The following is a 23,539-nucleotide window of genomic DNA, read 5'->3' on the forward strand; positions in this document are numbered from 1 at the left end:
AGGGTCACCCCCTTGCCTGAGCGTCCCCAGGCGCTGTTCGCCATGACCGCCGCGAACCTGCCGCTCGTCTTCCCGCCGGAGGTCTTCGCGCGGCTGCGGGAGACGGTGGACATCGACCCGGACCTGGTCGCCGAGGACTTCGCCGATCCGCGCGTCCGGAAGGTGCTCGCCCGCACCGAGATCCTGGTCACCGGCTGGGGCTGCCCCCGCCTGGATGCGGTCGTCCTCGACGCGGCGCCCGGGTTGCGCGCCGTCCTGCACTCGGCCGGCTCGGTCAAGGGCTTCGCCGCGCCGGAGGTCTGGCGGCGCGGCATCGTGGTCTCCTCGGCGGTCGACGCCAACGCGCTGCCGGTCGCCGAGTACACCCTCGCGATGATCCTGCTCGCCGGGAAGGACCTCCTCGGCGCCCGGGAACGCCTGCGCACCGAACGGGCCCACCCCGGCTGGGGCATCCTCCCCGGCATCGGCAATCACGGCCGCCGCGTCGGCGTGATCGGCGCCTCCCGGATCGGCCGCCGCGTCGTTGAACTGCTGGCCCCCTTCGACCTGTGCGTGAGTCTCACCGACCCGTACGTCACCGAGCTCCGGGCGGCCGAACTCGGCGTACCGCTGCTGCCGTTGGACGACCTGCTGCACACCTCGGACATAGTCACCATCCACGCGCCCGAGACCCCCGAGACCCACCACCTGATCGGCCGTCGGGAACTCGCCCTGATGCCCGACGGAGCGACCCTGATCAACACCGCGCGCGGCGGCCTGGTCGACCAAGACGCCCTGGTCGACGAGCTCCGCACCGGTCGCCTGAACGCCGTCCTCGACGTCACCGACCCCGAGCCCCTCCCCGCGGACTCCCCCCTCTACGACCTCCCGAACGCCTTCGTCACCCCGCACCTCGCGGGCTCCCAGGGCAACGAGCTGTCCCGCCTCGGCATCACGGTCGCCGAGGAGGCCGCACGTCTGCTGACGGGCGGGAATCTGGCCCATCCGGTGGATCCGGGGGCGTGGGAGCGGGAAGCCTGAGCTGCGGATTTCGTAGATCGCTGCACGCGTCGCGGGGTTATCCGTAATTCTCTGGTGTTGCAGCTGCGATATCGGTAGCGTCCACCGGTATGACGCTCGGACCACTCCCTGAGACCGACCTCACCCGCCACCGCCGCCTCCGCGAGCAGGGCAGCCTCGACCGGGCCGACCTCGAAGCGATTCTCGACGCGGGGTTCGTCTGCCACCTGGGTGTGGTGGTCGACGGGCGACCGCTGGTCGTGCCGACGGTCTACGGGCGGGACGAGCGGCAGCTGTACGTCCACGGCTCGGTGGCCAGCCGCAGCCTGGCCGGTGGCATCCCCGTGTGCGTCACCGTCACGCACATCGACGGCTTGGTCCTCGCCCGCTCGGTCTTCGAGCACGGCGTCAACTACCGCAGCGCGATGATCCACGGCGAGGCCCGCAAGGTCACCGACCCCGAGGAGAAGCTGGAGGGCCTGCGGCTCCTCACCGAGCATGCCGCGCCGGGCCAGTGGTCGTACGCCCGGCAGCCCAGTCGCAAGGAACTCGCCGCCACGACTCTCCTCGCGCTCTCCCTCGAAGAGGCCTCCGTCAAGATCCGTACCGGCGCCCCCGACGACGGCGACGGCCCCGATGCCGAGCTGGGCCTGTGGGCCGGAACCCTGCCCCTGACCTCGGCCTGGGGCGCCCCCGAACCCGACCCGGCGCTACCGTCGGAGATCCTCATACCCGGACACATCGCGCGCCGCGAGGGGACCCGGCACGGCTGATGTCCGAGCGGAGGCATACGGTGGGGAGTCGAACGCCTGAGCCGGAAGGAGAGTCGGGATGGGCAGCCGTACCGCACTGGTCGAGGATCTGATGGAGCGGTTCCCGCACGTACCGCGGGAAGCCGTCTTCAAAGAGGACCTGCTGCGTGGAGGCGTGGCCTTCGACCCGTCCGCGCTGAGCGACAACGAGTCCGGCGAGGTCAAGCCGAAGTCGTACTTCATCTTCTCCTTCGACCACGGCACCCTGCCCGAGCTCGGCGAGGCCGCGCTCAGGCGCCCGCCGGAGGAGATCATCCTCACCGGTGGCCCGTACGACCTGCGCCGCACCGTGGTCTCCGTGCGCGTGAACCCGACCTCGCCCTACCGCGTCGCCGCCGACGACGAGGGTGTGCTCGGCCTCTACCTCGACGGCAAGCGCATCGCCGATGTCGGTGTGCCGCCCATGCCGGAGTACTACCGGCACAAGCTCTCCAACGGGAAGTCGGTCATGGAGGTCGCCCCGACCATCCAGTGGGGCTATCTCATCTACCTCACCGTCTTCCGGGTCTGCCAGTACTTCGGCGCCAAGGAGGAGTGCCAGTACTGCGACATCAACCACAACTGGCGCCAGCACAAGGCGGCCGGGCGGCCGTACACGGGCGTGAAGGACGTGGAGGAGGTCCTGGAAGCGCTTGAGATCATCGATCGCTACGACACCGCGAAGGCGTCCACCGCCTACACCCTCACCGGCGGCGCGATCACCAAGACCGTCTCCGGGCGCGACGAGGCCGACTTCTACGGCCACTACGCCAAGGCCATCGAGGAACGCTTCCCGGGGCGCTGGATCGGCAAGGTAGTCGCCCAGGCGCTGCCGCGCGACGACGTGCAGCGGTTCAAGGACTACGGCGTGCAGATCTACCACCCCAACTACGAGGTGTGGGACGAGTACCTCTTCAAGATGTACTGCCCGGGCAAGGAGCGTTACGTCGGCCGCGACGAGTGGCACAGGCGGATCCTGGACTCGGCGGAGATCTTCGGCGCCCGCAACGTGATCCCCAACTTCGTGGCGGGCGTGGAGATGGCCGAGCCCTTCGGCTTCAAGACCGTCGACGAGGCGATCGAGTCGACCACCGAGGGCCTGCGCTTCTTCATGTCGCAGGGCATCACGCCCCGCTTCACCACCTGGTGCCCCGAGCCGACCACCCCGCTCGGCAAGGCCAACCCGAACGGCGCGCCGCTGGAGTACCACATCCGGCTGCTGCAGGCCTATCGCCAGACGATGGAGGACTTCGGTCTGTCCTCGCCTCCCGGCTACGGCCCGCCCGGACCCGGTCGCGCGGTCTTCTCCGTCAGCTCGTTCATGGACAGCCTTCCGGCGCAGGAGGCGGCAGAGGTGTGAGTCGACGGGAGTGACGGCCGGGTGCCGTGAGTCAAACGCGGTCTCCGTCCGTACAAGAGGCCGGAGTTGTGGCTCGCGGCCGGTGCACAGGGTTCTGCCAGGTTCTGTCAGGACAACTGAACACGACAACTGAACACAGCGCTTGTCAGTTGTGTTGAAAACGTGAAAGGCTCCTGTCCTGCCGCGAGGTTCCCCCCAACTCCTTTGCCGTCATGGTGAGTTGACCTCGCTTGTGGATGCAGGAGACTCATGCCCGACCTGCCGACCCCGAAGGACTCCGCCGAGGCCGCGCTGTTCTCCGAGTGCTGGGACGCGGTGCTTTCCTACGCCGATCTGTGCACCGCCGGCGCCGCCGCGGCCACTCAGCTGGCCACGGAGGCGTTCGCGCTCGGTATGCGCGAGGTCCGCGCCGCCGAGACCTCAAGCGCCCGGAGCAACGGCCGCCGCTCGCCCCGACTCCCCGTGATCCCGCTGCTGCTGACCGCCGTACGCACCACGGCGGCGGCCTGGGAGACCGGCGGACAGGGCCACGACCTCGACCCCGACCTGCGCCTGTGGCTCAACTCGGACAAGGCCGCCCGCTACACCGGCCCCCCGCTGCAACGCCCGATCGCCCTGCGCGGCCTGCGCGACCTGCAGGAACCGGATGCGGCGCTGCTGTGGCTGGCCGAGGTGGAGGCGCTGCCCCGGTCCGTGGTGGCCCGTCGCCTCGGCCTGGACCCGGCCCTGGTCGGCGACGAACTCGCCCAGGTACGGGGCCTGTTCAGGGACCGCTGCCATCGCAACCACCTCGACACGCCGATGGACGCGCAGTGCCGCAGCTATGCACGCCTCCTCGACGCGATCACCAGGTCGCCCGCCGCCGACATCCCACCGGACCTCTCACGGCACCTCGCCACCTGTGTGGACTGCGCGGAGGCCGCCGCCTGTCTGCGCCCGCAGGGCGCCGGACTGCCCGCCGCCCTCGCCGGCGGTGTGATCGGCTGGGGCGGCCTCGCCTACCTGGAGCGCCGCCGCCGGGCGGCCGAGGTGCGCCTCGGCGCCGGGCGCCCCGAGGCCGGGGACGGCGGCGAACCGAAGACCGGTACGGACCGCGCCCGCGTAGTGCGGGGCGGGCTGCTCGTGGCCGCCGCCATGGTGTCGCTGCTGGCGCTGGCGGCGTCGATGATGCCGTTCGGCGGCAGCGAGAACGATGCCGCCGCCGGCGACGCACCGACCGACAGCAGCCCCGTGGCCGCCCCGCGCCCGTCCCTGCCGTCGGTCACCTCGTCGCCGAAGAGCGCCTCCCCGACCGCGACACGGTCAACCACCTCGCCGAAGCGCGGCGGGAACAAGAACTCCGACCAAGAACCCCAGGGCACCTCCTCGTCCACGGCGAGCAGCGCTCCGGATCCCGGCAAGAGCGCGCCCGCCATCTGCGAGGTCGCCTACGACGTGGTCAGCCAGTGGACCGACGGGTTCCAGGCGACCGTCACCGTCACCACCGCCGACGCCCTCGACACCTGGCGCGTCGCCTGGACCTTCCGGGACGGCCAGAAGGTCGGCCAGATGTGGGACGCGAGCGTCGCCCAGAACGGCTCCCGGGTCACCGCGACCGCCGCCGACTACAACAAGGCCGTCCCCGCCGACGGCACGATCACCTTCGGCTTCCTCGGGTCCTGGCAGGGCAAGAACACCTCGCCGTACGACTTCACGCTCAACGGGCAGAGCTGCACGAAGAGTTGAGGGACGGGCTGCCTGCCCGTAAGGGGCGGCCCGACCGGGTGAACTCGCCTGAGTCACCCGGTCGTCGACTGCGTCTGCCGCTCAGCAGCCCGACTTGTAGAAGTACTTGCTGACCGACGGGTCGTTCATGTTCGCCTTGGTGATGGCGACCATGTTGGTGCCGATCGACTTCTGGACGGACTTGCCCTCGAAGGCGGCGGCCAGCTGGTCGACGGCCTCCTTGCCGATCGACGCCGGGTCCTGGGCGACCAGGACCTGGAGCGTGCCCGCCTTGAGCGAGGCGACCTCGTCGGGCTCGGCGTCGAAGGCGGCGACCTTCACCGCGCCTTCCTTGCCTGCCTGCTTGAGACCGGTGGCGATGCCCTGGCCGGTGTTGGTGTTACCCGCGAAGACGCCGCCCAGGTCGGGGTGGGCCGCCAGCGTCGACTGGATCTGGGAGGCGGCGGTGGCCGGCAGGTCGTTGTCGTAGAGCGTGGGCAGCATCTTGATCTTGGGGTACTTCTTCATCTCCTTCGTGAAGCCCTTGATCCGGGCGTCCGTTGTGGAGACGCCGGGCTTGACGCTGATCACGATCGCCGAGCCCTTCTCGCCCATCAGCTTGGCGAGCGCGTCGGCGGCGACCCGGCCGCCCTTCTCGTTGTCGGACGATATACGGGTGAGGCCGATCGAGGAGTCCGTGACCGTGGTGTCGACGAGCGCCACCTTGGTGCCGGCCGACTGGATCTGCTTCAGCGACGGCGTGAGCGCGCTGGTGTCCACCGGCGAGATCATCAGCCCGTCGGGCCGGGAGGCCGCCACCGAATCCAGGAGCGGGCGCTGCACCGACACGTCCCACTGCGCGGAACCGTCCGCGCCGAAGTCCATGCCCTTGGCCTTGGCCTCCGTCTTGGCCGCACAGGTCATGGTGATGTAGAAGGGGTCGCTCTTCACACCGGTGATCAGCCGCACCTTCTTGTGCGCGGCACCGCCCGACGACCCGGACCCTCCACCGCTGGACGAACTGCACGCGGCGGCCCCGGTGAGGGCCAGTACGGTGCCGGCGGCGACCAGTGCGCTGCGCCTGCTGCGAATGCTCAACATCGAGACATCTCCTTAAGCTTGCTCTCGGGTCTTCCTGCGCATCTGGTCGACGTAGACGGCCGCGACGAGCACCACGCCCACCGCGACGTCCTGCCAGTACTGCTGAACGCCGATGACGATCAGTCCGGTGGTGAGCACGGCCGGGATGAACACACCGATCACGGTGCCCAGCACCGATCCGCGCCCGCCGAAGAGGCTGGTGCCGCCGAGCACCACGGCCGTGATCACCTTCAGGTTGTCGGTGGAGTGCCCGGCGATCGACGTGGTGCCGTACGACGCCAGCCACATCACCGCGCCGAGCCCGGCCAGCAGGCCCATCAGCCCGTACACCTTCACGAGGTGTCGTCCCACGCCAACTCCCGCACGTCGTACGGCAGTCGGATTGGAGCCGATCGCCAGGGTGTGCGTGCCGAACCGCGTCGCGCCCAACACCAGGCCGAACACTGCGGTCACCACCGCGGCGAGCACCACCAGCCACGGAATGCCGAGCACCTTGCCGAAGCCGAGGCTGTTCTGCAGATGCGTGGCCGCCGCACCGGCCGGGTCCTGGCCCCCGGTGGCGAGTTCGGCGATCCCCAGCGCCGCTCCCAGACCGCCGAGGGTCACGATCAGCGGCGGCACCTTCCCGGTCGCCACCACCGCCCCTTGCAGCACGCCCCAACCGGCGCCCACCGCAAGGGCGATGACCACGCAGACCGCGACCGTGCCCCAGCCGGCGTTGGGCCCGCCATGGTGGATGTTGTACTCGCCCGCGGCCACCGCGGCCAGCACGAGCACCGACCCGATCGACAGATCGATCCCCGCCGTGATGATCACGAACGTCATGCCGACGCCCAGCACCAGATAGATGGCCGCGTTCACGGCGATCTGCGTGAGGTCGTACTGCGTGAAGAACTTCCCCGGTGCGGCGATGGTGAAGAACGCGACCAGCACCACGAGGATCACGAAGGTCCACAGTTCGCTGATCCCGGCCGCCCGCCGCAACCAGTCGGGTACGGCCCCGCGCGCCCCTCCCGACGCGGGCGGTTCCTGCTGCTGGGCCGCGGCCGGCCGGACTTCCTTGCTGTCGGCGGTCATCGCCCGTCCTCCGCTTTCCTCGACGACCCGTTCTGCTGGGCGGGTTCGTCCAGCGACCCGGTCATGGCCCCGACGAGCTCCTCGATCGTGGTCTCCGCCGCCGTGAACGAGGCGACCCGCCGGCCGAGCCGCAGCACCTCCACCCGGTCCGAGACCGACAGCACCTCGGGCATGTTGTGACTGATCAGCACGACACAGATGCCCCGGTCGGCGACCCTGCGCACGGTCTCCAGGACCCGGGCGCGCTGTATGACACCCAGCGCGGCCGTCGGCTCGTCCATGAAGATGACCTTGTTCGCGAACGCGACCGCACGCGCCACGGCGACCGACTGTCGTTGACCGCCGGACAACGTTGTCACAGGAGCCGTCACATCTTTCAGCTCCACGCCCAGTTCGGCGAACGCCCTGACCGCCTCCCGCCGCATCGCGGACCGGTCGAGCACACCGAGCCGGCCCAGCAGTCCGCCGCGCACAACCTCCCTGCCCAGATACAGATTGGCCGCCGCATCCAGATCCGGCGCGAGCGACAGATCCTGATAGACGGTCTCAAGTCCGTGCCGCTGCGCGTCCATCGGCCCGCCGAACCGCACGGCCTGTCCCGCCACCCGCACTTCGCCCTCGTCGGGGGCGAGCACGCCCGACAGGACATTCACCAGAGTCGACTTGCCTGCGCCGTTGTCGCCGATCAGGGCGACGACCTCGCCCGCGTACGCCGTGAAGTCGGCGCCCTGCAGCGCCTGGACGTGACCGAAACGCTTGACCACGCCGTGCGCCGCGAGAAGTGGTTCCCTTGCAGAGGCCATGTTGTGCCTTCGCGTTGGTATCGTTAACAGTTCGTCGATTCTGGGAGCCCCATGAGTGGGCGTCAAGGGTCGTGTGTGAACCGGATCTCAAAGGTTGCACACGCGCCCCGCAGGTGCCCGCCCGACTGCCGAGGAGGACTGCGGCGTGGTCGGCCGCCCCACGATGAAGGACGTCGCCGCAGAGGCGGGCGTCAGCGCGATGACGGTGTCCCGGGTGGTCAATGGCGAGGGGAGCGTGGCGCCGCACACCGCCGCGCGAGTCGAGGCCGCCGTGCGCAAACTGGGCTATCAGCGTGACGAGTTGGCCCGGCAGCTGCGCCGCGCGGACCAACCGAGCCAGACCATAGGCCTGTTGGTCGACAACGTTGCCGACCCCTTCATGGCCGCCGTGGCCTCGGCCGCCGAGGATGTCGCCCGCCGGCGCGGCAGCGTGGTGCTCATCGGCTCCAGCCGTGCCGACCCCCGCCGGGAGCGCGAGGTCGTCGCCGCCTTCACCGCCCGCCGCGTCGACGGCCTCATCCTCACCCCGGCCGCGGGCAGCCACCGTTTCCTGCGGCCCGCCCAGGCACAGGGCACCAAGATCGTGTGCGTGGACCGGGCGGCACCGGGCCTGGAGGCGGACACCGTGGTGGTGGACAACTCCGCCGCGGTCGAGGGGGCCGTACGGCATCTGATCGCCCACGGCCACCGCCGCATCGGCTACCTCGGCGGCCGGCAGGACATCTGGACCAATGGCGAGCGTCACCGCGGCTACCGGGCGGCACTGGAGGCCGCGGGCCTCGACACCGTCCCGGGGCTCGCCCGCCACGGCCTGCGCTCGGCCCCCTCCGCCGCCGAGGCCGTCACGGCTCTCCTCGCCTCCCCGGACCCTCCCACGGCCCTCCTCGCCGACAACGAGAACCTCGCCTTCGGCGCCCTGACCGTGCTGCCCCCTGAGATCGCCTTCATCGCCTTCGACGACTTCCCGCTCGCCGCCCGGCTGACCCCGCCCGTCACCGTCATCGCCCAGGACCCCGTCGCCCTCGCGACCACGGCCGCACACCTGCTGTTCGCCCGTATCCACGGCGACACGTCACCGCCCCGCACGGTCGTCATGCCTACGGAACTGATCAGGCGGGGGTCGGGGGAGGTGCCGGGGCCCTTTGCGGGGCGGGGGAGTTGAGCGGCTGCGGGGGCTGTGACCGACCCGACGGCCACACCGCTCCCCTGTGGCGGTGTGACCGTCGGAGCTTCGGGGGCGGGCGTCGGGAGACTGCTGTCGGTGATGTGCGGGGGCCGTACCTCTCCGGCGGTCGGCGCTCCGTCACGATCAGGGATCATGCTGCACCTACTCATGGATGTCAATTGACACCTCGACCATTCCATTGAGGCTCCCGATGGGCTACAAATGTGACCCGTCTGGTGCGGGGTGCGCCTCACTGGCGCTAACCTTCTGTGCGCCGCCCACGCGGGTGTACCGACGACGAGGCAGGAGACCGCCTTTTTATGGAGAGCACCACCGGGGTGGAGGACGTTGCGGCGGCCCTGGCATCGATCAAGGCGGAGCTCGAGGAACTGGGCCACACCATCGAGGTGATCAACTTCGACCGGCTCACCGATGAAACGGGCATCGCCGAGGCGACGGTGCGCAAACTCTTCGCGGGGGACTCCGTCAGCCTCGACGAGGTCGACCTGCCCTTCAAGGACCGCCTGCGGTTCCTCCTGGACACCAGGCTCAAGGAGAACGGCCGTAAGCACACGTTCCAGGAGGTCGCCGATGCCGTCGGGGTGGCCAAGTCGACGATCACCAACCTGTTGAACGGCTCGCGCAACCCGGGATTCGACGTCAGCAAGGACCTGGCGGAGTTCTTCGACGCCCCGGGCTTCTTCACGCTCGGACCGAAGACGGCACTGCTGACGGCCCTTGAGCCCGTTCTGGAGCAGGCACGGCTGATCGCCGAACTCAAGGGCCGGCGGGTGGAGCGCGTGGCGCTGCGGGGAAGCGTGTCGGCCGGCAGCGACCAGTTGTCACGGCAGTTGCAGGCGGCGATCCACCAAGTGGTCGAAACGGCCCAGCGCGCGTCCCAGGCGCCGGCGGCTGCGGACGGTGGCGACGAGGACCCCGAACTCAGCGAACTCGCCGCCACCATGCGCTCGTTGCCGGCCAAACACCGCAGAAGCGTGATGGGCATCCTCAGAAGTGCAGTAGGCCTCGCCAAGCACGACGACTGACGACAGTCGGCCCGGGGAGACCGCCCGTCACCTCGACAGGCGCCGCACCCTTCGCGCGGCGCGGTACTGCCGCGCCAGGACGCCGAGGGCGGCCGGGATCGACGGTCGCGCCCCGCCGTGCAGGAGGGAACCTCCCTTGCGTCGTACGGCCTGAAGATGCAGAACCTGAAGGGAGATCAGGGCCCGCAGGAACGGCCGGTAGGGCGCGTCGACCAGATCGGGCAGTCCCCGGCACGCGGTGAGCGCGGTCTCGGCGAGATCGGCCTGCGCGCCGACCAGCCGCCCCAGCGCGGGAACGCATGCCTGCGACTTGCTTCGCAGATCCTCGAAGGTCAGCCCGTACCGGTCCAGTTCCTCGCGTGCGATGCCGATACGGCCCTGCTCGGCGTCCTCGGCCAGATCGTCCAGGAAGTCGATGCGCTGCCACCCCTCGATCAGCGCCCGGCATCCCTGGAGGAACAGCTCGTCCCCATCTGCCTTCGGCGCCGGCGCGACCAGCGACGCGGTGAGCATCAGGGCGGGCAGCGAGTAACTGTCGATGTAGGCCTGGTAGTCGGCCTCGCTGTCGAAGCCGGTCCATTCGGCCTCGACGGGCGCCCCGTCCAGGAAGTCATGCACGCGTGCAGCCGTGTCCGGGCATCGGCGTGCGGTGTCGGCGAGCGCCCGGAGCAGAGCGGACTCGGGAGCCCCCGGGCCGGAGCCCGCGTCGAGTGCCGCCCCGACCTCACGGTGCCATGAACCCAGCGCTTCCTTGCGGGCGCCGACCTCTCCGGCGTCGATCCGCTCGTCGGTCTCGTGCATGAAGGAGACCAGGGCGACGACGGACGGATGGAGCTTCGCGGGGAGCAGCAGCCGGGTGGCGAGATACTGGTGGAGGGCGAACTTCCGTACCAGGTCGCGCTGGTCGTCGTAGGCTCGCCGCAGCGTCGGGTCAGTGATGCCGGCCTCGGTCAGGGCCGCGGGCCATCGGGACACTGTTCTCCTTCGGTTGGTGGTTCCGGTACGGGCACGGACGGTCAGCGGTCCAGGAGGACGCGCGCCGTGCGCAGCAGGACATGGGCGCGGGTGAGGGTGCGCGGGTGCCGTCGCATGTGGAGGACGTCCATGTAGACGCGGTTGATCTCGGGATCCCGGACCGATGCCTGTGTGATCTTGTCGCCCACCCAGCGGATCAGGGGATAACCGCGTGGATAGGGGCCGGTGACGTGGGGCTGGGCCAGGTCGGCGGTGGTCGACAGTTTCCACCCGGCGTCGATGAAGACGTCCGCGCGACAGAAGTAGTCCCAGGCCGGGGCGTGCGGCGCGGCTCCGGAGCGCAGGTACATGGCGAGCGCATGGGCCTGCAGAGTCGCGAGGGTGAGCCCTTGCCCGTAGACCGGGTTGACGGAGGCCATGGCATCGCCCACCGCGACCAGTCCGCCCGGGAAGCGACTGGTCGCGCGGAACAGTCGGCGTCGGCTCTCGCGGAAGTGGAAGGTGCCGACGTCGCCCTGAAGCTCGCAGTGCTCGGCGACCTCCCGCAGCGGGGCGACGCAACGGCGCATTCTGGCGATGAACTCCCGTGGGTCCCTGGTGGGTCGTTGACCGGCGTAACCCGCCAGGACGACCGTCCACCGGCTGTTCTCGACCGCCGCGAGCGCTCCGGGTTCGCAGCACGCGGGCTGGTAGCCGCTCTCGGGTCCTGGGGTGGAGTGCGCGATCACTGTCCCCGGGAGTTCGCTGCCCCGGTGGAAGGCGGCCGTCGCGTACCCGAGGTCGATCCGCATCCGCTCCACAGGCGGTACGGGCCAGCCCTCCTGGCCGAGCCAACTGCTCAGGCGGCTCGACCGGCCCATGGCATCGACGACGAGATCGGCGGCGAGCGTCGTCTCGTGCTCGTGCCCGGCCGGGGCGTAGCGGACGCCGCACACGCGGTCGCCCCGCACCAGGAGTCCCTGGCCGCGGCCGGCGAGGAAGCGCACATGGGGCAGCTCCCGCGTACGCCGTCGTACGGTGCGCTCGATGAACGGGCGTGTGGCGCCGAGCATTTCGACGTCGTCCAATGGAGGGCGCGGCCTGCCGTCGACATAGAACCGGACCGCTCGGCCGCTGCCGAGCTGGGCACCGCCCGCGGTCAACTCCCCGGTGATGCCGGGAAACCAGCGTTCCAGCTGCGCATGCCCCATGGCGAGCAGGGCGTGCAACTGGTGCCGGTGCGGTGCGCCCGGGCCGGTTGCCTCATCGTCGAGTTGGTCCGGTTCCACGATGACGACCTCTTCGGCGAAGTCGCTCAACACACGGGCTGCCAACAGACCCGCGAAGCTTCCGCCAAGCACAACTGCCCGTTGCACGGGGCTCCCCTCCGAGCCCGTGACGGCTCAGCTCCGTTCGAATGGGTCGGTCACTGAGAAGCGCGACCGGACCGGACACTACAGTGCCGCTGCGCGAGTCCCGGGAACGCCTTCGCCCTCCCGGGCAGAATGGACCACCTGCAGCGATGACTCCACCAGAGGCGAGCGGAGCGCTCGGGCCACGCGCACCAGGCGGGTCCTCTCCTGGGCGGCGGGCGTCTTCTTTCCCGGGGCGAACAGCACGGGCCCGCCGGAAGCGGCCGGTGCCGCGCCGTCAGAGCCTGCCGCCTGAAGGCGTTCCACCGCGTCACGCAGGACCGCGGCCGTGACGGCGGCTTCGAGTTCATGAGGGGACAGGCCCTTCCGCCCTAGGCCCAGCCGGCTTCTCAGGGCGTCGGTCTTCATGGCCTCGTCGTGCAGACTCTCGACCGCCTGCGTCGGCAAGTCGCTGATCCAGGCGCGCCGTTCCAGCTGCCGGATTCCGTCGAGGATCTCGATCACTCGTCGATGAAGTGTCCACCGGACATTGAAGAAGCGATTCGGCTTGGACCGCCCGGGACCGGCCGAGGCCTGCCGGTGATCCGGCCGGCGCTGCCCCGCCCCCAGAGACAGCTCCTGGTCGACCCCTGCGACGACCAGATCCCACAACGGCTGCAGGACCGCGATGTCCCGGCGTTCGCCGAGCCACTTGCTCAACGCCGCTCCGGAGACTCCGTAGCAGGTCATGATGGATCCCACGACGCCGAAGGCGGAGCCCAGCACCCCCACGTCGTCGAGTTGGTGGTGGCCGAGGGCAGCGGCTGCGGCTGCGGGCGCCGAGCACACCACGTACCCGGACGTCACGAGCATGCTGCGCCCGTACCAGCGGACGGAGTGCATGATCGCCTTGTCGTCGGCCCGGGCACGTCGCGTGCGACGCCAGGTGTGCACCGTTCCGCAGGTGAGCATGGTCAGAAACACAGCGAGGAAGACCTGCACCTGCGGATGGTGCACCTCGTCGGTATTGAACTTGAGCGGATCGGCCGGTCCGCCGAAATCCGTGGTCACAAACGCGACGACCATGACCGCGAAGGAGATGCCGTAGGCGACCGCCCAGGCCACGATCTGCCGCGGGACCCGCGACGGCTGATCCGACCGGGACGGGGTCCACAGGATCGTCAACAGGTGCTGCGTCCCGAAGCACAACAGGATGCCCAGATAGATCGGCAGCGTGGGGAACCACGGTTGACCGGTCGCCGAACCGAGGCTCCGGTACCCGAAAGGCGAGGCGACCACATAGACGATGCCGCCCAGTCCGTGGGTGGCGACCTGCAGGCCCAGCCCGAGAGAAGGGGAACGGACGAGGGCCGAGGCCTTCCAGAGGGCGATCGTCAGATGGAGGGAGCCGATGACCAGATAGACCGTGGTCGCGCTGCTCTCAGACACCGGTCCTCCGGTGGGTGAAGCTGAAGGCGAGGCCATGTGCGTCGGCCTCTCGGAGCGCGATCTTGCGGTCCAGTGCCACCGTGGCGAAGGCCTCGACCTTTCGCTCGACCGGCGAGTCGTAGTGGGACCGCTGGAAGAAGGCGGTGACCGTGTCGGGGTTGAGCGCCGGTGTGAGCTGAACCGCCAACTCCCTTGTCAGCGGGCTGCCGTTGCCCGCCTCGACGGGCACCCTGACGTCCTCCGCCTTGTCGAAGAGGAAATGCCCCAGTTCGTGGGCGATGGAGTTCACCTGGGTGAGTTCGCTGGCGTACTCGTCGACTGCGATGTAGTCGTGGTCAGGGGTGGCAAGGGAGAACGCACTGACGGTGGGCGGCATGTCGATGTACAGTACAGCGATGGGGTTGCCGCGCCGCTCGGCGACCAGCTCCACCAGACCGTCGATGCTCTGGACGCTGGAGAGGCCCAAATCTCTGCGGAGCTGCCGGGCAGCCGCGTGGGTTTCGCGGCGTATGGCGAACTCTTCCCTGACCGTGCCGATCCAACGTGACCACTCCGGTTGCCGACGGCCCGTCCTCACCATCGGCTCTCGCAGGCCGGTCGATGTGCGGTGCACCCCGTCATCCGTTCTCCTCACCCTGCCCCGACCACACCCCGGAAACCGCGTTCAAGTCACCGGACCCGGACAGTGGTTCAACGCGTGTCGACCAACGCGTCGTCAACTATAGATTGGGAAGGTCAAGTGGGGGTCGCCGTAATTCGATGGCGTCGCGGCCCAGGCGTCTCTAGGGTCGGTTCTGTTCGAGCGGCGACTCGGGGTTGCCGCGGGTGACTTGGCATGTTTGGGAGGTGTTGACCGATGGCTGTCTTTGCGATGAGCGCTGTCCGCATCCAGATCATCAAGTCCACCTCCGTGGCCACCGGCTGACCTCGACTTCTCAACTCCTTTCGCCGGGGCCGCCCTTGTGAAGGGTCACCCTTGACTTCCAGCTCCGCTTCCGCTGTTTTCGCTGCTTTCTCCGCGCTTGCTCCCTACGGCTGGGACGAGGCATGGGCGGACGAGTTCGCCCCGTACGACACCGAAGGTCTGCTGCCCGGGCGGGTGATCCGGGTCGACCGCGGCCAGTGCGACGTGGTCACCGCCGACGGGGTGGTGCGGGCCGACACCGCGTTCGTCACCCCGCACGACCCGATGCGGGTCGTGTGCACCGGTGACTGGGTCGCCGTCGAACCCGGGGGCAACCCCCGCTACGTACGCACGTATCTGCCGCGCCGTACCGCCTTCGTGCGCTCCACCTCCTCCAAGCGGTCCGAGGGGCAGATCCTCGCCGCCAATGTCGACCACGCGATCGTGGCCGTCTCCCTCGCCGCCGAGCTCGACCTCGGCCGCATCGAACGGTTCCTGGCCCTGGCCTGGGAGTCGGGCGCCCAGCCGCTCGTCGTCCTCACCAAGGCCGACCTCGTACCGGACGCGGTGACGCGCGCGCATCTCGTCCAGGACGTGGAGCTCTCGGCGCCGGGGGTCACGGTCCTTCCCGTCAGTGCCATGGACGGCGACGGGCTCGACGTCCTCGTCGCCACCGTCTCCGGCGGTACGTCCGTGCTGCTCGGGCAGTCCGGCGCGGGCAAGTCGACCCTCGCGAACGCGCTCGTCGGCGTGGACGTGATGGATGTACAGGCCACGCGGGACGCCGACGGCAAGGGCCGTCATACGACGACCACCCGCAACCTCCTCGCCCTCCCGGGCGGGGGTGTTCTGATCGACACGCCCGGGCTGAGGGGGGTCGGTCTGTGGGACGCCGAGAGCGGGGTCGGGCAGGTGTTCTCCGAGATCGAGGAACTGGCTCAGGGGTGCCGGTTCCAGGACTGCGCGCATGAGGCGGAGCCCGGCTGTGCGGTGCGCTCCGCTGTGGAGAGCGGAGAGCTTTCGGTACGGCGGTTGGAGAGCTACCGGAAGCTGATGCGGGAGAACCAGTGGATCGTGGCCAAGACCGATGCGCGGGTCCGGGCGGAGCTTCGGCGGGAGTGGAAGCGGAAGGGTGCCGCCGGGCGGGCGGCTATGGAGCTGAAGCGGGGGCGGCGGCGGTGAGGGTGGCGCCGGCGGTTGGGGGTGCCGTCCCTGGGGGCTGCCGCCCCCAGGCCCCCGCTTCGGCCTGAACGGCCTCGTCCTCAAACGCCGGACGGGCTGAGAATGCCGGGCGGCGCTGAGAATGCTGGACGGCGTTGAAAATGCTGGACGGGGCTGAAGGTGCCGGGCGGCGGTTCAGCTTCACGTCCGATTTCCGCTAGTCCGGCAATCCGGTGCGGCGGAGACTGGATGGTGTGATGGACGAAGACAGCAGGTTCGAAGCCGTGCGGAGTCGGGATGCCCGGTTCGACGGGGAGTTCTTCTTCGCCGTCGAGACGACCGGGATCTACTGCCGGCCCAGTTGTCCGGCTGTGACGCCGAAGCGGCGTAACGTCCGCTTTTTTGCCACGGCCGCCGCCGCGCAGGGCTCGGGGTTCCGGGCCTGTCGGCGGTGTCGGCCCGACGCCGTGCCGGGGTCGGCCGAGTGGAACGTGCGGGCGGATGTCGTGGGGCGGGCCATGCGGCTGATCGGGGACGGGGTCGTCGACCGGGAAGGTGTCGCGGGGCTTGCCGCGCGGCTCGGGTACAGCGCTCGGCAGGTGCAGCGGCAGCTCACCGGCGAGCTCGGTGCCGGGCCCGTCGCTCTCGCCCGGGCTCAGCGTGCGCATACCGCGCGGGTCCTGGTGCAGACGACGGAGCTGCCGATCACGGAGATCGCGTTCGCGTCCGGGTTCGCCAGTGTGCGGCAGTTCAACGACACGATCCGGGATGTCTACGCGTCGACGCCGAGCGAGCTGCGGGCCTCCGCGCCCAGGGGCGGCCGGGCCGGACGGCGTGTGGCCGCCCCGGCGTCGGGGATTCCGCTGCGGCTCGCCCACCGGGGGCCGTACCAGGCCGGTGCCGTCTTCGATCTGCTGGCTGACGAGGCCGTGGCCGGGGTGGAGGAGGTGGGCGGGGTGCGCGGGCGGCGGACGTACCGGCGTACCCTCCGCCTTCCGCACGGCACCGGCATCGGCGTCGTCGACGAGCGGCCGGGTGCGGTCAGGTCCGCGTCCGGTGCTCATCCCGGCGGCTGGCTGGACGCCCGGCTGCATCTCACCGATCCCCGTGATCTGACCACTGCCGTGGGGCGGCTGCGGCGGCTCTTCGATCTCGACGCCGATCCGTACGCCGTCGACGAGCGGCTCGGCGGTGATGGGCGACTTGCGCCGCTGGTGGCCGCACGGCCGGGGCTGCGGTCGCCGGGGGCCGCCGATCCCGAGGAACTGGCCGTGCGGGCGCTGGTGGGGCGGGCGCAGGCCGAGCGGCTCGTACAGCGGTACGGGAAGGCGCTCGACGCGCCGTACGGCAGCCTCACCCGTCTGTTTCCCGAGCCTGCCGTCCTCGCGGAGGCCGAACCGCACGGCACCCTGGGCGCGCTCACCGCCGCCCTCGCCGACGGCACCGTACGCCTGGACCCGGGCGCCGACCGCGACGACGCCGAGGCCGCGCTGCTCGCCGTGCCCGGCCTGGACGCGGCCACGGTCGCCGTGATCCGCACCAGGGCGCTCGGCGATCCGGACGTCGGCCCGCCCGGCCCGGACGTTCCCGACAGCTGGCGCCCCTGGCGCTCGTATGCCCTGCAACATCTGCGCGCGGCAGGGGAGCGCGTCGGCCAGGGCCCGTTCGGCGCTACTCCTCAAGCCCCCAGCTGTGGATCCGCCGCGGATGGATCCGGATCAGCTCCTCGCTGAAGTGCGGGCCCAACTCGTGCGGTCCGGTGAGGAGTTCGGCCTCGCCGCGGATGTCGACGCCGCGCACCTTCCATGGGCGTACGCTCGCGATGTCGTCGACGACCAGGGCGACCTTCGGGTTCTGCCGGAGGTTGCGCCACTTCTTGGTGGTGCCCATGGCGTAGCCGCCGATCAGGATGGTGCCGTCCTCCTGCGGGAAGAAGCCGACCGGGTTGGCCTGCGGCTGCCCGTGCGGGTCGACGGTGGCCAGCCGCCCCAGCCGCTGCGACTTCAGGTACGCGCGCTCGGCCTCGCTGAATTCGGTCATGGCAGCAGCGAAACACGTCTGCCCCGCCCCGCACATCGGATCCTCGGCCTAGTCCGGCCCTAGTTCCTCCGCCCTACGTCAGCCCCAGATCACCGCACCCAGCCACGCCCCCGCGATCAGCAGACAGGTGAACAGCTCCGCCAGCACGCTCGAGCCGCCCTCGCGCATTGCCGTGCGGAGCGCCGCCATCGCCTCGCCGTGTCCGCCGAGGCGGCGGCGTTCGCAGAGGTAGATGCCGCCCATGAAGCCGGGGATCGCGCCCAGCACCGGTATCAGGACGAAGCCGAGGAACGCGCCCGCCCCCGCGTACACCCCCATTCGGGGGGTGGCGCCGCTCGCGCGCAGTCGTCTGGGCGGCAGCGCCCAGCGCACCACCTGCGAGAGGAACAGCGCGAGGGTGGCGCCGACCAGGATCCACCAGGACACCGGCTGGGTGTCCTTCAGCGCCCACCACAGGACCGCGGCCCACACCAGCCACGATCCCGGCACCCCGGGCACCAGTACTCCGCACAGGCCGAGCAGGAGGACCAGTCCGACCAGCAGGAGGTCCCACACTCCCATCTGACCAGAGTGCCGGAGCTGAGGACCGGACGCAGGTCAGCAGGTCAGCCATGGAGGGCCCGAGGTGTGCGGTACGGCTCACAGCTGATCTCCAGGGAAATGGGTCACACTCGGGGCGGTGTCGCCGGGCGGTTCTCCCGTGGGGGGTGGAGCTGCCCGGCGACTTCGCTTCGCACGGTCGTTCGACGAGTCACCCGACGCGGAGGGCCGTGCCGGTTTTTCCTGATGCCCCGTTTTCATACGGCCCATGCGGTGGACAATTAGGGGCATGAGCCAGCAGGGGGGAAGTCCCACCGGTCATGAGGACGACTGGTGGGGGCAGCTGTACGACGACGACTCGACCGGGGACACGGGTCCCGCACCCGCGCCCGACACCGTGGACGACCGGTTCGCGTCGGTGGCCGGGGCCGTGGGTGCCGATGCCGGGGCGGAGGCCGTGGACGAGGGGTTCGCCGCGGGAGCGGGGGTTCCGGCGCAGCGCCCCGGGGACGCGGAAGCGGCTCAGGCGCCGCCCCGCGCCGGGCTCGCCCAGCCGCGGGCACCCTGGGAACGCCCGCCGGCCGCGCCCGGCGGCCGCACCTCCACGGAAGACCCCGTCACGACGGTCCCCGAGTCGCGCATGCCCGCCGAGGCACCTCCGCCGCCGTCCACACCACCGGACGGGGCCGATGCAGCCCCCGCCCCGGACGGCTCGCCGACCGCCGCCGCGGGCCAGGCGGACCCGGATGCGGCGCCTGCCGCTGAGCGTCGAGCGCGCCATGCCGCGGACGCACCTTCGGCCGTGGCCGCGGACAGCCCGCTCGCGCACGCCGCGCGTCATCGCGCCACCCCGCCGGCGCCCGAGGCCGACCCCCTACAGGGCTCCGCGCCCGCCCGTACGGCCACCCATCTCGATCTCCCCCCCCTCCCCCCGGCCCCGGTCGACTACGTCGGCTCGGGCCCGCCCACCTACGACGCCGAACCCACCGCGCTGCCGCCCGCCGACCCCGACGACCTCGACGATCTGGTCGCGGACACCGTGCTGGACGGCGCCCGCTACGGCGCCTGCACCCTCCGGGCCGTCTCCGTGCGCGGGGACTCCGCCCGGTACCGGGGTGAGCCGCGCCGCGACTCCCTCCTCACCGCCCGCTTCGGCACCGGCGAGCATGCGCTGATCCTGGTGGCGATGGCCACCGGCGCCCGTGCAACCCCGGGTGCGCACCGGGCGGCCGCCGAGGCCTGCCACTGGATCGGCCGGGCCGTCGGCCGCAGTCACGCCCGCCTCGCGGAGGACATAAGGGCCGCCCGGCGCGGCGACCTCAAGTCGGGCCTGCACCGCCTGACCGACCGCAGCCTCGGCAAACTCCGCGCCAGCGCCGCCGAGCAGGGCATCGAGCCGGAGGAGTACGCGGCCACCCTGCGCTGTCTGCTCCTGCCCGCCGACCCGGAGTGCCGTACGCGCGTCTTCTTCGGTGTGGGCGCCGGGGGACTGTTCCGCCTCCGCGACGGCGACTGGCAGGACATCGAGCCACGGGTCAGCGAGGTCACCGGCGAACCCGTCGTCGGCTTCGGCTCGCTGCCCCCCGAGACACCCGAGGGCGACCGCCTCACCATGGACCTCGGGATCACGACGCCCCCGAGCCCGTACGACCCCGCCCCCGAACCGTCCCGCGAGCCCTTCCGGTTCCGCGCCTCCGTAGCCCACCCGGGTGACGCGCTCCTGATGTGCACCGGCGGCCTCGCGGAGCCGTTGCGCGGCGAACCCGACCTGTGCCGGTATCTGACCACCCGGTGGTCCGGGCCCACCCCGCCCGGCCTTGCCGCGTTCCTCGCCGACACCCAGGTCAGGGTCAAGGGGTACGCGGACGACCGTACGGCCGCCGCCGTTTGGGAGGCGTGAGGCTTCGGGCTGTGAATTCATGGAACCCGGAGGAATCCTCGGAGACCGAAGGGCATGAGTGCGCCATGGCCAAGCAGAACGTCGCCGAACAGTTCGTCGACATCCTCGTCCGCGCCGGGGTCGAACGCCTCTACGGCGTCGTCGGTGACAGCCTCAACCCGGTCGTGGACGCCGTACGCCGCAACGCCGCCATCGACTGGGTGCACGTCCGGCACGAGGAGACCGCCGCCTTCGCGGCCGGCGCGGAGGCGCAGATCACCGGGAAGCTGACCGCGTGCGCCGGTTCCTGCGGCCCCGGCAACCTCCACCTCATCAACGGCCTCTACGACGCCCACCGTTCGATGGCACCCGTCCTCGCCCTCGCCTCGCACATCCCGTCGAGTGAGATCGGCCTGGGCTATTTTCAGGAGACCCACCCCGACCAGCTGTTCCGCGAGTGCAGCCACTACAGCGAACTCATCTCCAACCCCAAGCAGATGCCGCGGCTGCTGCAGACCGCCATCCAGAACGCCGTCGGCAGGAGCGGCGTCAGCGTCGTGTCCCTCCCCGGCGACATCGCCGACCAGCCCGCCCCCGACAAGGCCGCCGAGACCGCCCTCGTCACCTCCCGGCCCACGGTCCGCCCCGGCGACACCGAGATCGACCGCCTCGTCCGGATGATCGATGAGGCCGAGAAGGTCACTCTGTTCTGCGGCAGCGGCACGGCGGGCGCGCATGCCGAGGTCATGGAGTTCGCGGAGAAGATCAAGTCTCCGGTGGGGCACGCCCTGCGGGGGAAGGAGCACATCCAGTACGACAACAAATACGACGTCGGCATGAGCGGGCTGCTCGGCTACGGCGCCGCCTACGAGGCCACCCACGAGTGCGACCTGCTGATCCTGCTCGGCACCGACTTCCCGTACAACGCGTTCCTCCCCGACGACGTCAGGATCGCCCAGGTCGACGTCAGGCCCGAGCACTTGGGCCGCCGCTCCAAACTGGACCTGGCCGTGTGGGGCGACGTACGGGAGACGCTTCGGTGTCTGATCCCACGGGTGAAGCCCAAGGAGAACCGGCGTTTCCTCGACCGGATGCTCAAGAAGCACGCGGACGCGCTGGAAGGGGTGGTGAAGGCCTATACGCGCAAGGTCGACCGGCACGTGCCCATCCACCCCGAGTACGTCGCCTCCGTCCTCGACGAACTCGCCGACGACGACGCGGTGTTCACCGTCGACACCGGGATGTGCAACGTCTGGGCCGCCCGCTACATCTCGCCCAACGGCCGCCGCCGCATCATCGGTTCCTTCTCCCATGGCTCGATGGCGAACGCGCTGCCCATGGCGATCGGGGCCCAGTTCACCGACCGCAGGCGCCAGGTCGTGTCGATGTCCGGGGACGGCGGGTTCTCCATGCTGATGGGCGACTTCCTGACCCTGGTGCAGCACGACCTCCCGGTGAAGGTCGTCCTCTTCAACAACTCCTCGCTGGGAATGGTCGAGTTGGAGATGCTGGTCGCGGGACTTCCCTCGTACGGCACCGGCAACAAGAACCCCGACTTCGCGGCCGTCGCCCGCGCCTGCGGCGCCCACGGGGTGCGGGTGGAGAAGCCCAAGGACCTCGCCGGCGCCCTGAAGGACGCCTTCAAGCACAAGGGCCCGGCCCTCGTCGACATCGTCACCGACCCCAACGCCCTGTCCATCCCGCCGAAGATCAGCGCGGAGATGGTCACCGGGTTCGCCCTGTCCGCCTCGAAGATCGTGCTGGACGGCGGGGTCGGGCGGATGCTGCAGATGGCACGCTCCAACATCCGCAACGTGCCTCGGCCATAGGCTCCTTCTACTCGTCGGCCGGGACCCACTGGCGCACGCCGTGGCCGTTCGTGCCGTACCAGTAGCGGGGCAGGCCCTTGATGCTGCTGGTGTGGAACGGGCGGCCGTGGTCGTCGATGCGGAGCGTGCCGGTGCGGCCCTGCGAGGACCAGTCGAGTTCCAGATACCAGTTGCAGTCATAGGTCTCGGTCGTCGCGGTGACCAGCAGCACCTCCGGGTCCTGGGCGGAGACGCGGTACGGGAACCGCACGGCGGGGGCAGGGTTTCCTCGGTCGTCGGCGCCGGAGACCGCGCGGGCGATGGGGCGGTTGATGTCGAGGTTCACGTCGAAGTAGCGGGGGCCGAGGCCGCCGCCGCAGCCCTGCGCCATGTCGTACGTGGTGCCCTTGAGCGGGGTGCCGCGGCTGACGATACGGACCCGGAGGGCCTCCAGGACCACGGCCGTGGACGACTTCCCCTGCACCGAGACCTGCACCATCGTCTGCCGCCCGTGCACCGCCCCCTGTGTCGCCGCCCAGGCCGCGGCGTCCTGCGGCACCGGCGGCGGGGGCACCTGGTCCGGTTCCTTGTCGATGACGTAGTCGTGTGCGCAGCCCCCGTCCCAGACCTGAGAGTCGGCGGTCCAGGCGAGGGGCACACCGGTGGCCACGGGTGCGTCGCTCTTCGCGGCTGCCGACGGGCCGTTCTTCGGCCGGGGGCTCGCCGAGTCCCGTACACCTGGCGAGGGGGAGGCGGAGGAGCGGGTGTGGGAGTGGCCGGTCGCCGAGGCCGAAGGGTGGTGCGAGGCGCCCGCTCCGGTACGGGAGCGTCCTGACGCCTGCGCCGAATCGTCCGGCGAGCGATCCGCCGACAGCGCCGACAGACTGCCCAGCGTGACCAGCAGTACGGTCGCCACCGCCGCGCCGAGCAGCGTCCGCCTGCGCCGGTACCAACTCGCGCGCACCACTGGGCCGTCCGGACTCGAAGCCGGTGCCTCTTCGGTCTCCGTCGGCTCTGCGGCTCCCTCGCCCGCCCGCGGGCGCTGCCGCGCCGCCACCGCGAGCAGCCACAGCCGGTGCAGTTCGAGCCGTTCCTCCGGTGTCGCCGCGCAGAAGGCCGCGAGCCGCTCCACGGGAGCGAAGTCCTGCGGTACGGCCTCGCCCGCGCAGTAACGGTGGAGCGTGGAGGTGTTCATGTTGACGCGGCGGGCCAGCGAGCCGTAGCTCCGGTCCGTGCGGTCCTTCAACTGCCGTAACAGCGCCGCGAACGCCTCGACGTCGTTCCGAGTCTCCACTTTTCCCCCGTCGTCCACCGCATCCCGTATCCCAGGCACTCATGTATCTGCACGTCAGAAGGGCTGGGATGGTTCCAGGGTCGCGGATGGGGCGTAGGCCGTTGCACCCGCC

20 protein-coding genes are annotated in these 23,539 nt (G+C 70.5%); 10 read left to right on the forward strand and 10 right to left on the reverse strand.

Translation table 11 applies throughout. The annotated features are described in order from the left end of the window. The first annotated feature begins 12 nt into the window (after positions 1-12). From P2Q00_RS19920 to P2Q00_RS19935, 4 genes are all read left to right on the forward strand, one after another. On the forward strand, positions 13-1,020 hold the full coding sequence (locus P2Q00_RS19920; RefSeq protein WP_275773942.1) for a hydroxyacid dehydrogenase: 1,008 nt from the start codon (positions 13-15) through the stop codon (positions 1,018-1,020). 89 nt (positions 1,021-1,109) lie between these two features. Further along, positions 1,110-1,772 carry a pyridoxamine 5'-phosphate oxidase family protein gene (locus P2Q00_RS19925; protein WP_275773943.1) on the forward strand — a complete coding sequence of 221 codons (663 nt, stop codon included), beginning with the start codon at positions 1,110-1,112 and terminating at the stop codon, positions 1,770-1,772. A 58-nt stretch (positions 1,773-1,830) separates the two neighbouring features. Next, positions 1,831-3,150: a radical SAM protein gene (locus P2Q00_RS19930; protein ID WP_275773944.1), complete on the forward strand. Its 1,320-nt coding sequence runs from the start codon at positions 1,831-1,833 to the stop codon at positions 3,148-3,150. A 249-nt stretch (positions 3,151-3,399) separates the two neighbouring features. After that, positions 3,400-4,875 (forward strand): cellulose binding domain-containing protein, encoded by a 1,476-nt coding sequence (locus tag P2Q00_RS19935; RefSeq protein WP_275773945.1) that lies wholly within the window; start codon positions 3,400-3,402, stop codon positions 4,873-4,875. Positions 4,876-4,956: 81 nt separating this feature from the next. Here the strand turns inward: P2Q00_RS19935 and P2Q00_RS19940 are convergent, their stop codons facing one another. From P2Q00_RS19940 to P2Q00_RS19950, 3 genes are read right to left on the reverse strand one after another with little or no spacing between them, the layout of a single operon-like run. Then, entirely contained in the window at positions 4,957-5,955 is a 999-nt protein-coding gene (locus P2Q00_RS19940) for an ABC transporter substrate-binding protein (RefSeq protein WP_275773946.1), read from the reverse strand. Between the two features lie 12 nt (positions 5,956-5,967). Beyond that, positions 5,968-7,032, reverse strand: coding sequence for an ABC transporter permease (locus P2Q00_RS19945; protein WP_275773947.1), 1,065 nt, complete (start codon positions 7,030-7,032; stop codon positions 5,968-5,970). Beyond that, positions 7,029-7,835, reverse strand: coding sequence for an ATP-binding cassette domain-containing protein (locus P2Q00_RS19950; protein ID WP_275773948.1), 807 nt, complete (start codon positions 7,833-7,835; stop codon positions 7,029-7,031). The genes P2Q00_RS19945 and P2Q00_RS19950 overlap by 4 nt, the downstream gene beginning before the upstream one ends. A 145-nt stretch (positions 7,836-7,980) precedes the next feature. Between P2Q00_RS19950 and P2Q00_RS19955 the strand changes: the two genes are divergently transcribed. Beyond that, positions 7,981-8,997: a LacI family DNA-binding transcriptional regulator gene (locus P2Q00_RS19955; protein ID WP_275773949.1), complete on the forward strand. Its 1,017-nt coding sequence runs from the start codon at positions 7,981-7,983 to the stop codon at positions 8,995-8,997. 323 nt (positions 8,998-9,320) lie between these two features. Next, complete coding sequence (locus P2Q00_RS19960) at positions 9,321-10,046, forward strand: helix-turn-helix domain-containing protein (RefSeq protein ID WP_275773950.1); 726 nt, start codon at positions 9,321-9,323, stop codon at positions 10,044-10,046. Between the two features lie 27 nt (positions 10,047-10,073). Here the strand turns inward: P2Q00_RS19960 and P2Q00_RS19965 are convergent, their stop codons facing one another. From P2Q00_RS19965 to P2Q00_RS19980, 4 genes are all read right to left on the reverse strand, one after another. Continuing rightward, a complete protein-coding gene (locus tag P2Q00_RS19965) occupies positions 10,074-11,021 on the reverse strand; it encodes a squalene/phytoene synthase family protein (protein WP_275773951.1) in 948 nt (315 codons plus the stop codon). Between the two features lie 41 nt (positions 11,022-11,062). Then, the gene (locus tag P2Q00_RS19970; protein WP_275773952.1) at positions 11,063-12,334 is read right to left on the reverse strand and encodes an FAD-dependent monooxygenase family protein; all 1,272 of its coding nucleotides are present in this window, start codon (positions 12,332-12,334) and stop codon (positions 11,063-11,065) included. A gap of 120 nt (positions 12,335-12,454) precedes the next feature. Beyond that, the gene (locus P2Q00_RS19975; protein ID WP_275773953.1) at positions 12,455-13,801 is read right to left on the reverse strand and encodes a DUF6545 domain-containing protein; all 1,347 of its coding nucleotides are present in this window, start codon (positions 13,799-13,801) and stop codon (positions 12,455-12,457) included. Further along, a complete protein-coding gene (locus P2Q00_RS19980) occupies positions 13,794-14,414 on the reverse strand; it encodes an ImmA/IrrE family metallo-endopeptidase (RefSeq protein ID WP_275773954.1) in 621 nt (206 codons plus the stop codon). The genes P2Q00_RS19975 and P2Q00_RS19980 overlap by 8 nt, the downstream gene beginning before the upstream one ends. A gap of 363 nt (positions 14,415-14,777) precedes the next feature. Here P2Q00_RS19980 and rsgA point away from each other — a divergent pair, with 363 nt between their 5' ends. Next, positions 14,778-15,887, forward strand: coding sequence for a ribosome small subunit-dependent GTPase A (rsgA, locus tag P2Q00_RS19985; protein WP_275773955.1), 1,110 nt, complete (start codon positions 14,778-14,780; stop codon positions 15,885-15,887). 236 nt (positions 15,888-16,123) lie between these two features. Continuing rightward, positions 16,124-17,599, forward strand: coding sequence for a DNA-3-methyladenine glycosylase 2 family protein (locus P2Q00_RS19990; protein WP_275774031.1), 1,476 nt, complete (start codon positions 16,124-16,126; stop codon positions 17,597-17,599). On the opposite strand, the gene P2Q00_RS19995 is transcribed toward P2Q00_RS19990, so the two are convergent. Together P2Q00_RS19995 and P2Q00_RS20000 are read right to left on the reverse strand one after the other, a co-directional pair. After that, positions 17,538-17,906, reverse strand: a complete 369-nt coding sequence (locus P2Q00_RS19995) for a PPOX class F420-dependent oxidoreductase (protein ID WP_275773956.1) — start codon at positions 17,904-17,906, stop codon at positions 17,538-17,540. The genes P2Q00_RS19990 and P2Q00_RS19995 overlap by 62 nt on opposite strands. Before the next feature lie 78 nt (positions 17,907-17,984). Beyond that, a complete protein-coding gene (locus P2Q00_RS20000) occupies positions 17,985-18,467 on the reverse strand; it encodes a DUF456 domain-containing protein (RefSeq protein ID WP_275773957.1) in 483 nt (160 codons plus the stop codon). A 268-nt stretch (positions 18,468-18,735) separates the two neighbouring features. On the opposite strand from P2Q00_RS20000, the gene P2Q00_RS20005 reads away from it, so the two are divergent. Next, a complete protein-coding gene (locus P2Q00_RS20005; protein WP_275773958.1) occupies positions 18,736-20,346 on the forward strand; it encodes a protein phosphatase 2C domain-containing protein in 1,611 nt (536 codons plus the stop codon). 65 nt (positions 20,347-20,411) lie between these two features. Beyond that, positions 20,412-22,154 carry a pyruvate dehydrogenase gene (locus P2Q00_RS20010; RefSeq protein ID WP_275773959.1) on the forward strand — a complete coding sequence of 581 codons (1,743 nt, stop codon included), beginning with the start codon at positions 20,412-20,414 and terminating at the stop codon, positions 22,152-22,154. Positions 22,155-22,161: 7 nt separating this feature from the next. Here P2Q00_RS20010 and P2Q00_RS20015 read toward each other — a convergent pair whose 3' ends face one another. Continuing rightward, positions 22,162-23,427, reverse strand: coding sequence for a helix-turn-helix domain-containing protein (locus P2Q00_RS20015; protein WP_275773960.1), 1,266 nt, complete (start codon positions 23,425-23,427; stop codon positions 22,162-22,164). Between the last annotated feature and the right edge of the window lie 112 nt (positions 23,428-23,539).

The organism is Streptomyces coacervatus, assembly GCF_029223485.1.
In the GTDB taxonomy this organism is placed as follows: Bacteria; Actinomycetota; Actinomycetes; order Streptomycetales; family Streptomycetaceae; genus Streptomyces; species Streptomyces coacervatus.